Source organism: uncultured Rhodococcus sp., assembly GCF_963525155.1.
Classification (GTDB): domain Bacteria; phylum Actinomycetota; class Actinomycetes; order Mycobacteriales; family Mycobacteriaceae; genus Rhodococcus_F; species Rhodococcus_F qingshengii.
The window spans coordinates 20,300-34,015 of sequence record NZ_CAURKP010000043.1; the positions used below are offsets into that span (position 1 = coordinate 20,300).

At 61.2% G+C, this 13,716-nt stretch carries 17 protein-coding genes and 1 pseudogene; 9 read left to right on the forward strand and 9 right to left on the reverse strand.

Features of this window, described 5'->3' with window-relative positions:
* Window positions 1-93 precede the first annotated feature (93 nt).
* Complete coding sequence (locus tag RWT78_RS11815; RefSeq protein ID WP_003939670.1) at window positions 94-1,284, forward strand: pyridoxal phosphate-dependent aminotransferase; 1,191 nt, start codon at window positions 94-96, stop codon at window positions 1,282-1,284.
* Entirely contained in the window at window positions 1,281-2,291 is a 1,011-nt protein-coding gene (locus tag RWT78_RS11820) for an AraC family transcriptional regulator (RefSeq protein ID WP_030535335.1), read from the forward strand. Before RWT78_RS11815 ends, RWT78_RS11820 begins: the two co-directional genes overlap by 4 nt.
* On the opposite strand, the gene RWT78_RS11825 is transcribed toward RWT78_RS11820, so the two are convergent.
* On the reverse strand, window positions 2,288-2,713 hold the full coding sequence (locus RWT78_RS11825; protein ID WP_003940409.1) for a VOC family protein: 426 nt from the start codon (window positions 2,711-2,713) through the stop codon (window positions 2,288-2,290). The genes RWT78_RS11820 and RWT78_RS11825 overlap by 4 nt on opposite strands.
* 57 nt (window positions 2,714-2,770) lie before the next feature.
* A complete protein-coding gene (locus RWT78_RS11830; protein WP_020970517.1) occupies window positions 2,771-3,211 on the reverse strand; it encodes an Lrp/AsnC family transcriptional regulator in 441 nt (146 codons plus the stop codon).
* A 79-nt stretch (window positions 3,212-3,290) separates the two neighbouring features.
* Between RWT78_RS11830 and RWT78_RS11835 the strand changes: the two are divergent.
* From RWT78_RS11835 to RWT78_RS11845, 3 genes and pseudogenes are all read left to right on the forward strand, one after another.
* Window positions 3,291-4,028 (forward strand): annotated as a pseudogene (locus RWT78_RS11835) (AzlC family ABC transporter permease).
* Entirely contained in the window at window positions 4,021-4,350 is a 330-nt protein-coding gene (locus RWT78_RS11840; protein ID WP_003940007.1) for a branched-chain amino acid transporter permease, read from the forward strand. Before RWT78_RS11835 ends, RWT78_RS11840 begins: the two are co-directional and overlap by 8 nt.
* A 140-nt stretch (window positions 4,351-4,490) precedes the next feature.
* Complete coding sequence (locus RWT78_RS11845; RefSeq protein ID WP_003940126.1) at window positions 4,491-5,636, forward strand: HoxN/HupN/NixA family nickel/cobalt transporter; 1,146 nt, start codon at window positions 4,491-4,493, stop codon at window positions 5,634-5,636.
* Between the two features lie 22 nt (window positions 5,637-5,658).
* On the opposite strand, the gene RWT78_RS11850 is transcribed toward RWT78_RS11845, so the two are convergent.
* The gene (locus tag RWT78_RS11850; RefSeq protein WP_003939958.1) at window positions 5,659-6,027 is read right to left on the reverse strand and encodes a hypothetical protein; all 369 of its coding nucleotides are present in this window, start codon (window positions 6,025-6,027) and stop codon (window positions 5,659-5,661) included.
* A gap of 136 nt (window positions 6,028-6,163) precedes the next feature.
* Here RWT78_RS11850 and RWT78_RS11855 point away from each other — a divergent pair, with 136 nt between their 5' ends.
* Window positions 6,164-6,538, forward strand: a complete 375-nt coding sequence (locus tag RWT78_RS11855) for a hypothetical protein (RefSeq protein ID WP_003940551.1) — start codon at window positions 6,164-6,166, stop codon at window positions 6,536-6,538.
* A 53-nt stretch (window positions 6,539-6,591) separates the two neighbouring features.
* Here RWT78_RS11855 and RWT78_RS11860 read toward each other — a convergent pair whose 3' ends face one another.
* Together RWT78_RS11860 and RWT78_RS11865 are read right to left on the reverse strand one after the other, a co-directional pair.
* Window positions 6,592-7,053, reverse strand: a complete 462-nt coding sequence (locus RWT78_RS11860) for a hypothetical protein (RefSeq protein WP_003940014.1) — start codon at window positions 7,051-7,053, stop codon at window positions 6,592-6,594.
* Window positions 7,054-7,136: 83 nt separating this feature from the next.
* Window positions 7,137-7,928 carry a MerR family transcriptional regulator gene (locus tag RWT78_RS11865; RefSeq protein ID WP_003940484.1) on the reverse strand — a complete coding sequence of 264 codons (792 nt, stop codon included), beginning with the start codon at window positions 7,926-7,928 and terminating at the stop codon, window positions 7,137-7,139.
* Between the two features lie 248 nt (window positions 7,929-8,176).
* Between RWT78_RS11865 and RWT78_RS11870 the strand changes: the two genes are divergently transcribed.
* Window positions 8,177-8,404, forward strand: coding sequence for a hypothetical protein (locus tag RWT78_RS11870; protein WP_020970523.1), 228 nt, complete (start codon window positions 8,177-8,179; stop codon window positions 8,402-8,404).
* A gap of 94 nt (window positions 8,405-8,498) precedes the next feature.
* Here the strand turns inward: RWT78_RS11870 and RWT78_RS11875 are convergent, their stop codons facing one another.
* Complete coding sequence (locus RWT78_RS11875) at window positions 8,499-8,915, reverse strand: hypothetical protein (RefSeq protein WP_003940106.1); 417 nt, start codon at window positions 8,913-8,915, stop codon at window positions 8,499-8,501.
* A gap of 147 nt (window positions 8,916-9,062) precedes the next feature.
* Between RWT78_RS11875 and RWT78_RS11880 the strand changes: the two genes are divergently transcribed.
* Window positions 9,063-9,695: an alpha-ketoglutarate-dependent dioxygenase AlkB gene (locus RWT78_RS11880; protein ID WP_029256052.1), complete on the forward strand. Its 633-nt coding sequence runs from the start codon at window positions 9,063-9,065 to the stop codon at window positions 9,693-9,695.
* On the opposite strand, the gene RWT78_RS11885 is transcribed toward RWT78_RS11880, so the two are convergent.
* Both RWT78_RS11885 and RWT78_RS11890 read right to left on the reverse strand, forming a co-directional pair.
* Window positions 9,688-11,226: an AMP-binding protein gene (locus RWT78_RS11885; RefSeq protein ID WP_314675804.1), complete on the reverse strand. Its 1,539-nt coding sequence runs from the start codon at window positions 11,224-11,226 to the stop codon at window positions 9,688-9,690. The genes RWT78_RS11880 and RWT78_RS11885 overlap by 8 nt on opposite strands.
* Window positions 11,223-12,050: a crotonase/enoyl-CoA hydratase family protein gene (locus tag RWT78_RS11890; protein WP_054825536.1), complete on the reverse strand. Its 828-nt coding sequence runs from the start codon at window positions 12,048-12,050 to the stop codon at window positions 11,223-11,225. The genes RWT78_RS11885 and RWT78_RS11890 overlap by 4 nt, the downstream gene beginning before the upstream one ends.
* A 105-nt stretch (window positions 12,051-12,155) precedes the next feature.
* Here RWT78_RS11890 and RWT78_RS11895 point away from each other — a divergent pair, with 105 nt between their 5' ends.
* A complete protein-coding gene (locus RWT78_RS11895) occupies window positions 12,156-12,929 on the forward strand; it encodes a hypothetical protein (protein WP_285182014.1) in 774 nt (257 codons plus the stop codon).
* 22 nt (window positions 12,930-12,951) lie between these two features.
* Here RWT78_RS11895 and RWT78_RS11900 read toward each other — a convergent pair whose 3' ends face one another.
* On the reverse strand, window positions 12,952-13,644 hold the full coding sequence (locus RWT78_RS11900; RefSeq protein ID WP_099698086.1) for an SDR family NAD(P)-dependent oxidoreductase: 693 nt from the start codon (window positions 13,642-13,644) through the stop codon (window positions 12,952-12,954).
* Between the last annotated feature and the right edge of the window lie 72 nt (window positions 13,645-13,716).

Here is a 13,716-nt window from a genome sequence, read left to right on the forward strand (position 1 = left end):
CTACAGAGTTGGACGATGGCGGCGATTCAAACGTGACAAGCACCGCGTCCGAGCGGATGTGAGGATGCGGTGTCAGCCGACTAAGCTGCAAAGATGCCTTCGACGCCCCGCAACCGCACCGTCTCGCGTCTGCAGCCGTTCGCATCCACGATCTTCGCCGAGATGACAGCGTTGGCCACACTTCACGACGCGGTCAACCTCGGTCAGGGCTTTCCGGATACCGACGGTCCTGCGGCCATGCTCGAGGTAGCGCGCCGAGCCATCGCCGAGGGCGTCAATCAATACCCGCCCGGTCCGGGCATGCCCGTCTTGCGTCAGGCCATCGCGGAGGATCGGCGCATCCGCTACGGACTCGACAGTGATCCCGACTCCGAAGTTCTGGTCACCGTCGGCGCCACCGAGGCGATCAGTGCTGCGATTCTCGGACTGGTCGAACCCGGCGAAGAAGTAGTGCTGATCGAGCCGTACTACGACTCCTACGCTGCATCCGTCGCGTTGGCAGGCGCTGTACGTCGCACAGTTCCGTTGGTAACCGCGGGAGACGGATTTGCGGTCGATCTCGATGCATTGCGCGGCGCGATCACCGCCAAGACGAAGATGCTGATCGTCAACAGTCCTCACAACCCCACCGGCACCGTATTCACCGATCACGAACTTCGAGCGATCGCCGAACTCGCGTGCGAACGCGACCTGATCGTGTTGAGCGACGAGGTCTACGAGCACTTGGTCTTCGACGGCCTCACCCACACACCGATGGCGTCGCTCCCGGGCATGCGTGAGCGCACCGTCACGGTGTCCAGTGCCGCAAAGACTTTCAATGTCACCGGCTGGAAAACCGGCTGGGCGATCGGCCCGCGCGAACTCATCGACGGAGTCCGTGCCGCCAAGCAGTTCATGTCATTTGTTGCCGGTGCACCGTTCCAACCGGCCGTTGCCTACGCGCTCACCAACGAACAGCCGTGGGTCGTCGAACTTCGACAGAGCTTGCAAGGCAAACGCGACGTGCTCGGTAAAGCTCTGACCGAGGCCGGTTTCACGGTGCATTCCGGTGGCGGCACGTACTTCCTCCTTGCCGACATCAGACCGTTGGGCGAAACCGATGCGGGAGATTTCTGCCGCGCACTGCCCGAGCGGATCGGCGTCGCGGCCGTTCCGGTCGACGTGTTCGCGGACAACCGCGACGATTGGAAGCACCTGGTGCGCTTCGCCTTCTGCAAGCAGGACCACATTCTGTCCGAAGCTGCACGCCGTCTCCACCTGCTCCAAGGAGCAGCGCACCCATGACAGCGCGGACCATCCCGACCGCATTCGTCCACCGCTATCTCGCGTTCTCGCCGGACAACGACGTCGATTTGTCGGGTGCACTGCGCGCTGCCGGGATCGACCTCGAGACACTGTCCGACCCGCGCGCCCGACTGACCCCGACTCAGGTCACCACGTTCATCCAATCCACGTGGCAGATCACCGACGACGAATTGTTCGGCCTCGGATCCGCCCCGGTCCCCCGTGGCACTTTCCGATTGATCTGCCTGACGTTGATCCATTGCCCTGATCTCGGATCGGCCTTCGCTCGAATGTCCGACGTGATCCGTGCGCTACCGGCTCTGGCCCCACTGTCGATCGAGAAGGGCGAGGAAAGCACTCGGGTGAGTTTCGCTGTCCGAGCTCGCGAAGGCGTCGCCGAACCTGATGTCGCAGAACGTGTCACAACCGATTTCGTCCTGATCTTGCTGCACCGATTTTCCGCATGGTTGATCGGAAAGCGCGTCCGACTTCGGGCGGTCGAATTTCCGTACTCGGCACCGGATGCACGGTTGGCGCAGGACTACGACTACATCTTCGGAGCGCCGGTCACCTTCGGCGCGCAGCGCGCGGCACTGGAGTTCGACAACTCGGCCATGCGTGCACCGATCATCCAAACCGAGGAGACGTTGGAGGAGTACCTCCGAGAATCTCCGATTCAGCTCATGTCCGAACGTGATTACGACAGCACTGCGTCGGCGCAGGTACGACGGGTCCTGGAACTCGGGGTGAAGGGGCGAACCTCCACGGCCGAGGAGATCGCGGAGATGCTCTCGATCAGCGTTCCCCATCTGCGTCGACTGCTGCGGCGTGACGGAACATCACTCAATCAACTACGCGAGGAAGTGCTCCGCGACGTAGCCATCGCTGGTTTGCGGCGCGGAGAATCCGTCGAAGTACTCTCGGCGCGATTGGGGTTCTCCGAGCCCAGCGCCTTCCGTCGGGCCTTCAAACGATGGACCGGCGACACTCCGAGTTCGTACCGCTAGCTGACGCAGAACTCGTTTCCTTCGGGATCGGTCATCGTGATCCACACGCTCGGCCCCTGCGCTCCTCGGTGCAGGATCGTCGCCCCCACCGTCTCGAGGTGCGCTGCGACATCCTCGCGCTTGTCGCCCACTCGTATGTCGAAATGGAGCCGGTTCTTCACCGTCTTCGATTCCGGAACCAGTTGGAACAGAACGCGGGGACGTTCGGGATGCTCCGGATCGCTGATGGCCGCACCTTCGCGCCAGACGAGGACTCCCTCGAATGTCGTGGTGTCGGATTCCTTGGCGTGACCAGCGGCGACGAGGCCCCTGATGAAGTCTTCGTCGCTGGGCTCCGCTGCCCACCCGAGTGCTGCGGCCCACCACTTCGCCTGTTCGTGCGGATGTGCCGAATCTACTGTGACTTGAAATTCGTATCCCATGTTCCGACGTTAACGCCGACCACCGACACCCAGTGAAGGTTCAGCCGAGCCCGGGCATCAGTCGACACTCTTGATGGTCTTCATGGTGATCAACGATGTCACCCGCGAGACAGCCGGAAGCCCGCTGAGCTTGGTGACCATGAAGTTCTCGTACGTCGCGAGATCTTTCACCGCGACCCGAATGAAGTAGTCGGGAATTCCGAACAACCGCCGACATTCGATCACTTCGTCGAAGGCGGCGACCTGGGATTCGAAGTCCTCGATGGTGGCCTGGTCGTTGACTCCGATCTCGGCGGTGACGATCACCTGAAATCCTCGACCGAGCGCTTCCTGACTGACGATCGCCCGGTACCCGGTAATGATTCCGTCGGCTTCGAGCTTCTTCACCCGACGCAGGCAAGGTGAGGGTGTCAGACCCACCAGATCCGCCAACTCGGTGTTGGTCAAACTCGAGTCCTGGCGTAGGTGAAACAAAATTGCGTCATCCATGGCATCCATCGCACTATTATTGCGCACTGTTCAATATGTGGGCATTCTGAGCAATCGATCACCTCGATCTTTGTTATAGATTTGCGTCGTGATCGAACCAGCATCGTCGACGGCCGCACCAGCCGTCGAACTCCCACCGCGAACCCCGGCGTGGCGGCACGCCTTCCAGCTGTCGCTACCGGTTGGATTCGGCCTGCTCCCACTCGGGATCGCACTTGGTGTTCTTGTGGTCCAGCAAGGTCTCAGCCCTTGGTGGGCAGTCGCTTTCAACTCGCAGATCAACGCCGGATAGCTGGAGTTTATCGCGGTCGGAATTGTCGCGGCCATTACACCGCTGCCGTACGTCGCACTGACCCCACTGCTGGTCAAATTTCGAAATGTGTTCTACGCCTTGAGTTTTCCGCTGGAAAAGATTCGCAACCCCTTCGCCCGCTTCTACAGCATGTTCGCGCTGACCGACGAGGCCTATGCGATGTCGGTAACTGCCGATCCCAAGGCACTCACCGGACGCGTCATCGTCTACTCCCAGCTGTACCTGCACGGCTACTGGATCGGTGGCGCGATTCTGGGCGCGACAGCAGGACAGTGGATTCCGGACTCGATCGTCGGCCTCGACTTCGCCCTGACGGCGTTGTTCGTCGTCCTCTCGATCGAAGCGATTCGCGCACAAAACGGATTCGCGGTGCCGGTCGCCGCGGTCACCTGCGCTCTGGTCGCCCGGCTCGCAGCGCCGGACCACATGCTGCCAATTGCAATGGGCGCCTTCGTGCTCTTCCTGATCGGGCGCTTTGTCTACGACTCACGAAAGGCGAAGATCGATGCCTGACACCTCGTACATCTTTGCGGCGGTCGCAGTCATGGCCGTGGTCACCTTCGCGCTGCGCGCAATCCCCTTCGCCGCGCTCATGCCGCTGCGCTCCTCCGCCCTGGTCGGCTACCTCGGCATCTACATGCCGGCAGGCGTCATGTTGATCCTCGTGATGTATTCACTCAAAGGGGTGTCGATCACCGCCCCTTCTCACGGCCTACCCGAACTGATTGCAGTGTGCGCCACGATCGCCGCGCACCTCTGGCGAAAGAATGCCGTCCTGAGCATCGTCGTCGGAACGACGATCTACGTCGCGCTGGTCAATACCGTGTTCGCCTGAGCATTTCCCATCGACGAGCAAAATATCTTTACTCCCGAATGGGCAATTTGTAACCTCCAGGCGCTTATCTGAACAGTTGAACACTTATACGATTTCAGTAGCGTGGCCGCCGGCCGCGACTGAAGGATCGGTGAGGTTCGATGTCCACGACAATGACCACGACGGGCACTCGAATCGCCGGTGCTTGGCACAGTCTGGATCGAGGCCAGCGTCGAAGCATCATCGGGATGACCGTCACCGTCGTAGCGCTCAACGTCGTCGGGTGGGCAGTTCTTCTCGGCCTGGTTGTCCCCGGCCACTACACGATCGAAGGCAGTGTCTTCGGCGTCGGACTCGGCGTAACGGCGTACACGCTCGGCATGCGCCATGCTTTCGACGCCGATCACATCGCCGCTATCGACAACACCACTCGGAAGTTGGTAGCGGACGGCAAGAAACCGATGTCCGTCGGTTTCTGGTTTTCGCTCGGACACTCCACCATCGTCTTCGTACTCGTCGCCCTCTTGGCTTTGGGTGTGCGGCAACTGGCCACCAGCCTTTCCGACGACAACTCCGATCTGGAGAAGTGGACCGGCTTGTTCGGCACCACCATTTCTGGCACGTTCCTGATCTTGATCGGAATCTTGAACCTTGTCTCTCTCATCGGGATTCATCGGGTGTACACGAAGTACAAGGCCGGAACCTTCGACGAGGAACAACTCGAGAAGGAACTCGACAGCCGTGGCGCCCTGAACAAGATTCTGGGCCCGGTGATGAAGATGGTTCGCAAGCCCTGGCACATGTACCCGGTCGGCCTACTGTTCGGATTGGGATTCGACACCGTCACCGAAGTCGGGCTGTTGGTGATCGCCGGCGGCGCGGCGGCGACAGGGCTCCCGTGGTATTCGATCCTCGTTCTGCCGATCCTCTTCTGCGCCGGGATGTCGCTTTTCGACTCGATCGACGGATCGTTCATGAATTTCGCCTACGGTTGGGCATTTGCTCAGCCGGTCCGAAAGATCTACTACAACATGGTGATCACCGGACTCTCGGTGGCAGTCGCCCTGCTGATCGGGTCCCAGGAAATCATCTCGATCTTCACCGACAAACTCGACATCCACGACGGGATTCTCGGCGCCATCGGGAACTTGGATCTCGGCGCGATGGGCTTCATCATCGTCGGACTCTTTGTCGCCACCTGGCTGATTGCTCTACTCGTGTGGCGGTACGGCCGCATCGAAGAACGGTGGCAGGCTCAGTCCGGTGCAGCAGTAGCACGACGAGCGACAGCAGACGAAGCGATGTGAGTTCGACTCGGTCTACGCAGAATCATGGGCCACCCGAAAGCGAATAGCTGATGTACGTCTCGCCCCATTTCAGGTACGCGCTCGACGTCGCCTGGCCGCGGATCTGGTCGTTCTGCCACTGGTAGACAGCGCGCCACGGAAATACGGAACTCACTTGTTCCAAGGTGTACTGCTCACGATGGCCCTGCGCGAATCGCTGTTCGAGATCTTCACGAGTGCGCGGCGGGAAATTGCTGATCAGGTAGGTCCGGCCGAGAGACTCGACGCGCCCTGGCGGCGCAAAGACATCAGCGCTGCGATAAGTGAAGGCCAGATACAGGTAGGCCGCCACCACAATCGTTGCCAGCGCTACCGCGCCGATCTTGATTGCACGTCGAAGCAGGGTCGGCATGGCTCACAGTACAATCCAATTCTCCTGTCGAGCACATTCAGTGCGTTTCCCACATTTATCGAAAGACGCATCCCGCGGAGTTGGCGAGATGCAATAGTGGAGTTCGAACGGGGTGAGCCCCGGCTAGGAGAAAACGGTGCGGATACGTCATGCGGTAGTGGGTGTGGCAATCACGGGACTTGTTCTTGCAGTGGCAGGCTGCGGTGGCGGCGACGGCGAAGCTGCCGAAGGACCAGGCATCGCCGTGGCGGCGGAAACCAAGCAAGTTCCCGACCGGGTGACCGTGCATCGACCTGGCCTCATCGACACCAGCATTTCCCCGTTCGACGTGCCTGCATGGCCAGGCCCGCACCCCTCCGAATTCCTCGAGCCCAACCCGCCGTCGGGCGAGAGCGGTGAGATCGCCGGCGACCAAGCCGCGACAACGTACGCGGCCTCGCTCGACAACCCCGACGCACTATGGAATGTCGGTGGCACGGTGCAGTGGCTGGTTGTCGAGCCGATTCCCTGAAGGTCTTCCATCTAGGTCTCCGCTCTGACCGACTCCAGACGATCTTTGCGAGTTCAGTCCCGCGACAACGCTGCACAGAATTCGCCGGGTTGGTCGACATGCAACCGCAGCCCACCGATCGTGGTGGGAGTGGCCTTCGAGAGCCGTTTCGGGAGCGTGACCGAGAGCGGTTGATCGAAGTCGACATCCACGACAGTGCCGTCGGGCCCCGGCAGAACCAAGCGATCGTCGACAATCGCATTTGCTGTCTCACCGAATCTTCGGACCATGCTCGCCCGCGAAATCCGTGATCGGTCCACCTCGACTCGAATGCCCGTGCCGGAACGAAACACCACCGTTCGAGCGGACACGAGATGCGGGTGCACGACGCGTCCGGCAAGCCAACCGCCAATCGCAATCAGCGACAACACCGTTGCAACGAGCAGCACGACGCGAAGCCACTGCCACGGCACCAGGAAGTGAATCGCCACGGCCTCGATCACACTCGCCGCAACAAATGCCACCGGTATCGACATGGTCCCCCTCGCGTAGCCGAAAGTCGCTGTATCACTGGAACCTCCGTCTCTCCTGCCCGTCGAGAACAACCACAGTGATCGGATCACGCCGTACCGCCTGACATGAGACGTGTTGCGACGCGCGCAACCACTTCACGTTGCGCTGGATCAGGCACCAGATCCGCGATCGCGACCGAAAAGCCGACACCTGCAGAGTCTCCGTCTGAGCACACGTCGCCGAGCACGCCGGCCAGTGATTCCTCCAGCTCGCAGGACAGACACGCGATCTCGTCTGCAACGTCGACTACCTCACGCCCAGCCAATGCAGCGAAACGACGGTACAGATCGACAATTCGATTCCGGTCGCTCTCGTCGGACAGCAATCGCGTAGCCGTGGAGAACAGTTCGTGCGGCGCTGCGCCCGAGATCGCCACCAATTCCCACATGTCGCGTTCGCGCTCGAACAAGCGTCGCACCGAACCCGTGGGGGACGACGCGATCAACTCGTCGAACGCCGACAGCAGCTCCGTCGGAAGCGGCGAGACCACCCTCCCAGCACCTCGCGCCGTGAGCATTTCCTCGAGGCGCACTCGCTGGTCTGCGAGGACGCGCTGCTTCCGGTCTATCTCCGCGATCAGGGAGGAAAGATCTTCGGCGAAGTCGTCCGGTTCTCGTGCATCGATCGGCGTCGGTTCGATCATCGCTGCAATGGATCCGAGTGGAATGCCGGCGGCGGAGAGCCAACGAATGCGCATCAGCCTGACCAGATCGGGAAGTTCGTAAGTTCTGTAACCGTTGGACAGTCGTCTCGGCTCGGCCAGCAACCCCAGTCGGTGATAGTGCCGAACGGTCCGCGGAGTGGTGCCTGCCGCACTGGCCACGTCGCTGATTCGCATACGAACAGCATTAACTATGACGCTACGTCATAGTCAAGGCCCGGCATGTCGGGCCTTGAGGCATAAGGTCCTGTTCTTCCTGCCAAGAGTTTCGCAGACGAATTTCGCGGGTATTGATCACTTGCGGCGGCGATTTCCAGAGCGAGGGGTCAGCCGCGCAAGGTCTGCCCCCGGCTGTCACTCGCCGGGTGGCGGGCCGCCAAAACCAGCGGGCCGCCGAAAACAATCTGTGCCAGGCGATGATTTCGATGCAAACGACACGACTCGACACAATCCTGATTCTGATCGTCGGGACGGCAATCGGACTGAGCGTCTGGCTGGCCACGCAGGAACCATTCGCGTCGATCGGACTCGGAATCGCAACGGTAGTGATCTGCTGGATCTCTTGCTCGATGATCCACGGCTTCCCACACCGATCGACGAAGGACATGCGTCCGCGCGAGAACCAGGATCGCGAGTCACCGAAACGGCGCTGACGCCGCGGAGGGTTGAGGCCACCCGTGGAGGCCCGGACACAGCGAAGTGCGGGGTTCACCTGTCGCAGGTGAACCACTCACTTCGGTCAGAGGATCACACCTCGTCAGGTCGCCAGGTCGCGACGGCCCAGATCACGGCGACGTCGAGGGCGATGATCACGATCGACCACAGCGGGTAATACGGCATCCACAGGAAATTCGCCACGATCGAGAGCGCCGCGATCACGAAGGCCATGCCGCGGGCCCACGTCATGCCGACGAACAATCCCAGCGACACCGCGATGCCGATGATTCCGAGCACGATGTGGATCCAACCCCATGTCGTGACATCGAATTCGAAGGTGTAGTTGACTCCGACGATCAGCAGGTCGTTGTCTGCGAGAGCCGCGATGCCCTGCAGCAACGCGACGATTCCCGCGACGAAGAGCAGGCATGCTGCCGCCACCGTGGTCCCGATGGCAAAGCCTTGTCGGACAGGATGGTTCGCATGAGATTGGTGCGGAGCAGTCATGACATCCCCTTCTTCGGCGAAATAGCGTGAGAACAGTATTCAAAGCTTCACGCCGACATACATCACCCAGCAAGGATGAACAGCCGTCCAGCACTGCAATCAAAATTCATGGGAACATATGTTCGATTTCGGTGTACGGTGGAGCCTATGACCGCCACGATGCAACCGTCTCTGTTCGACAACGGTGACCTCGGCGTTTCTTTGGCCGATCTCGACGGCACGGTGCAGCGACGTATTCTCACCGCCGGCGCATGGGTCGACCATCGCCCGGCCTGGCTCACCGGATCGGAGGCCGTGTTCGACAATCTGGAAGCCACGGTGCCGTGGCGTTCCGAACGGCGTCAGATGTACGACCGCGTTGTCGACGTCCCTCGTCTGGTGTGTTTCTACGCAGAGAATCAACCACTGCCGGACGCACTTCTCACCGAAGCCAAAGACGCGCTGAGCAGTCACTACTTCGACGAACTCGGTGAACCATTCGCCACGTCGGGTCTCTGTTTCTATCGCGACGGTTCCGACAGCGTTGCCTGGCACGGGGACGACACGGGACGAAGTCGCACCGAGGACACGATGGTGGCCATCCTGTCTCTCGGTGCGGCTCGCCCGCTCCTATTGCGCCCTCGTGGGGGCGGCGAATCCATCCGCTTCAATCTCGGACACGGAGATCTACTCGTCATGGGCGGATCCTGCCAACGCACGTGGGAACACTGTGTCCCGAAGAGTGCGCGGGCCCTCGGGCCGAGAATCAGCGTTCAATTCCGCACTCGCGGAGTTAGATAGCGTCGCGGAGTTCGTCTCGCAGCGCCTTCCGATTGAGCTTGCCGACGGCCGTCTTCGGTATGGATTCTGCGAAAACAACCCGACGCGGCTTCTTGTACGACGCCAGTCGCTCGCCGACGTGCGCGACCAATGATGCTTGCAGTACGTCGTTTTCGACGGTCCCGTCCTCGAGTACCACCACAGCCGTGACCGCCTCCACCCACTTGGCGTCGGCGGTACCCACCACGGCGACCTCACGGACAGACGGATGCGTCAGGAGTGCATCCTCGACTTCACGGGGGTAGACGTTGTATCCGCCGCTGATGATCATGTCCGAAGCTCGGTCCTTCAAGAACAAGAATCCTTCGGCGTCGAACTGACCGATGTCACGGGTGTGAACCCAGCCGTCTTCGGTGAAGGTGTCCGCATTCAGTTCCGGTGCATTGAAGTATCCGGCGATCGCCGATGGCGAGCGGATCACGATTTCACCCGGTTCTCCCTGGGGCACTTCGTTTCCCTCGCCGTCGAGCAGCCTGATCTCGACGTCGATGGCCGGCTGACCACAGGACAGCAGGCGATCTTCCGTGTGATCTTCGGGCCGTAGGACTGCAATACACAGCGGTGCCTCGGTCTGCCCGTAGTACTGGAGAAAACGGTGTTGCCCCCACGCCTGCATTGCACGTTCGATGGTGGCCAGCGGCATCGGCGACGCACCGTAGATCACGGATTTCAGACTCGAGATGTCTGCGCTCGCAAAATCAGGGCGTTCGAGGAGCATCTGAATCATCGTCGGCACCAGATTGATTGCCGTAGCCCGATGCTCGGTTACCGAGTCCAAGAAGGTCGACGGGTCGAATCCGGGAAGGATGACGGTCTTGCCGCCACGCAGCCAGAACGGAAGCACGAAGACACCGCTGGCATGAATCAGTGATGCCGCGTGCAGCATCGTGTCGTCCTGAGTCGCCGGAAGCAGATTGAGCAGAACATTTCGGCAGATGCCGGCGTAGCTGCGCTGAGTGTGCTGCGCGGCCTTCAATGTTCCCGTGGTCCCGGAGGTGAACAGCGTCAGGATCACATCGTCGGGAGCTACCTCGACGTCCGGAATGTCCGAAGACATGCCCTGTGCTTGGTCGAGCAGCGAACGCTGCCGCGCCGAACCTGTTTCCAGCCCGATGAACGTACGTTCGGGGAACCTGGCGGACAGTTCAGCGGCGCGGCCCGCGAGGTCACGTCCGAAGACGACGTGCGAGGTGTCGGTGTCGTCGAGCATTCTCGCGTGCTCGTCGAGCGAGAGACGCGAGTTGAGCGGAACCCTGTTGATGCCGGCTTTGACACAGGCAAAATCGACGGGGACGCTGGCAAGAGAGTTGTTGACCAGCAATGCAACCCGTGCACCACGCCCGATACCGAGGGCGATGAATGTGTGCGCCAATCGGCTGCTGAGTTCGTCCACTTCCGTGAACGTCATCGATCGATCGCCGAAGACGACGGCTGTTCGCGGTCCGTGCTGTCGCGCACCACGAGCGATCAGGTCTCTGGTTATGGGCATCATGGTTCAGTTTCCTCGTTCGAATTCGGGTTGTTCTCGAATCGGCCGTGCCGGCCGGCGCCCGCGGCGAACGCAGCAGCGCCGCGCACACCTTCGGCGATGACAATGGGATTTCCTGCGACGCCCTCGGCGCGCAGTGCTTCGGCAAGTGGTAGATCGAAAGATCGGTAGGCCGATGCGCGATCCGCGAGCATGCAGAGTTGTGGGAAAGCGGACAACTGGTGCGCAAGCTCCTTGGCTACCTGGAGTGATTGCCCCACTGGAACAACACGATTGGCCAGTCCGAAGGCCAGCGCCTCCGGAGCATCGACAGGACGCCCGGTCAAGATCATGTCGAGCGCTCGCCCCTGCCCGACGATTCGCGGCAGGCGCACGGTCCCGCCGTCGATGAGAGGAACTCCCCAGCGCCGGCAGAAGACTCCGAAAACGGAATCCTCCTCGCAGATCCTCAGGTCCGCGAGCAATGAAAGCTCGAGCCCTCCGGCCACTGCGTATCCGCTGACGGCGGCGATCAATGGTTTGGACAACACCAACCGACTCGGCCCCATCGGGCCGGTGCCGCCGCCTTCCGGATGCAACTCGTGCACGCGGGCGGGGTCGGAGACTGCGGTCAAATCCGCACCGGCACAAAATGTGCCGCCCGCACCCCACAGAATTGCCACCTTCTGACTCTCGTCCGACTCGAATTCCAGGAAGGCATCACGCAACTGCGCCGCCATCGGCCCGTCCACCGCATTCTTGCGATCAGGGCGATTCATCACGATGACAGTGACGCCACCGTCACGCTCCACATAGACATCGCCACCTGGTCGATCGGAGTCGGTCACGATATTTCCTCACTGCTCGCGGATAAGGTTTCCCGGTACCCACCATGCCACTTGTAACAGAATTTGTCAGGAGTTGTTCAAAAGTTGTTACAAACTGATCGAGGAATGTCCGCAACCCGAGTTGTGCTGGACCTCGCAACAGCGAGCCCGGACACCGAGTTCAGCACCGCTGTGCTGACCCGGGCCGGCGAGATCGTCGGCGTCAGCGCATCGAGCATTCGCGTGGCAGCGGGCCGCCTGTGCCGAGAGAACAAACTGCGTCGTACCGCTCGTGGAACGTACGTCCTCAACCCGGACGGCATCCCCACCTACAGCGAGGTCGAGGGGTGGCGAACTCGTACCGATCGCATACGCCCCTGGGACGGCACGTGGATAGCCGTCGAGCACTCAGCGCTCAAACGTAGCGACCGCACCGCCGCCCGAAGACACGATCAGGCACTGCGCCTGGCGGGCTACGAGGAGTGGAAGCCCACACTCGCCGTCCGCCCGAACAATCTGCTCGGCGGCACGGACAGCGCCCGCCGCACTCTCCGCCGACTCGGCGCCGCCCCCGAATCGGCCGTCATGGAAATCGCTCACCTTGCCCCCGAGGATGATTCGACAATCCGCACACTCTGGAACTCGGAAGCACTGTTGGCCGACATCGCCGAGGCCCGTGAAGCACTCACACAGGCGCAAACACGCCTGGCGACAATCAGTCGCGAGGAGGCGGCCCGCGAATCACTTGCTCTGGGCAGCGCGGTGATCGCGGTCATCGTGCGCAATCCGCTCCTTCCGGAAGAACTCGAACCGACGCAGCCACTGCGTGAACTGATCTCGCACATGCTCGAGTACCAGGACGCATCTCGCGAACTGTGGCAGTCACTGCTCGAGTTCTGATCGATTTCTCCCAGAAGGTAATTCAGTATGTTGCGCGGCCGCCGCTGGCGTCGTACACGGCGCCGGTCGAGTAACTCACCGCCGACGACGACAGCCAGGAGATCAGTTCGGCGATTTCGTCCGCCTTCCCCATCCGTGCCATCGGCGTCAAAGACTGCGAACGGGCGAGGATGGCCGGATCGGTGCCGGCATTCATAGGACTTTCCACCGCCGCCGGAGCTATCGCGTTGACCAGCACACCGGTGGTGGCGACCTCTCTGCCGAGCGATTTCGTCAGCGCGACGACTGCCGCTTTGGATGCGGAATATGCACTCTGATTCGGGTTTCCGTCCTTGGCCGCAATACTCGCGAGATTGACGACCCGTCCCCACCCCGACGCAACCATTCCCGGCACGAACGCCCGGCACATCAGGAAGGTCCCTTCGACGTTGATCCGGAACGTACGCTGCCAAGCCACAAGATCTACGTCGACGAGTGGCGCTGATGGTCCGACGATTCCCGCACTGTTGATCAAGATGTCGACTCTGCCGAGTCTGGTTCGAAGCGCATCGACTGCTGTGGGATCACTCACGTCGAGTTGTTCGTCCGCGCCTTCGGCAAGATCTGCCGTTACCACCCGAACTCCCTTCTCCGTCAACAGCTTTGCACTTGCGGCGCCGATTCCGCTCGCACCGCCCGTAACGAGCGCGGTGACACCCTCTGGGTAACCCTGCATCGCATTCACTCCTCAGTTTCTGTGCGCTTCGCACTCAATTTATGTTGCAAACAGGCATAATTGCCGTCACAC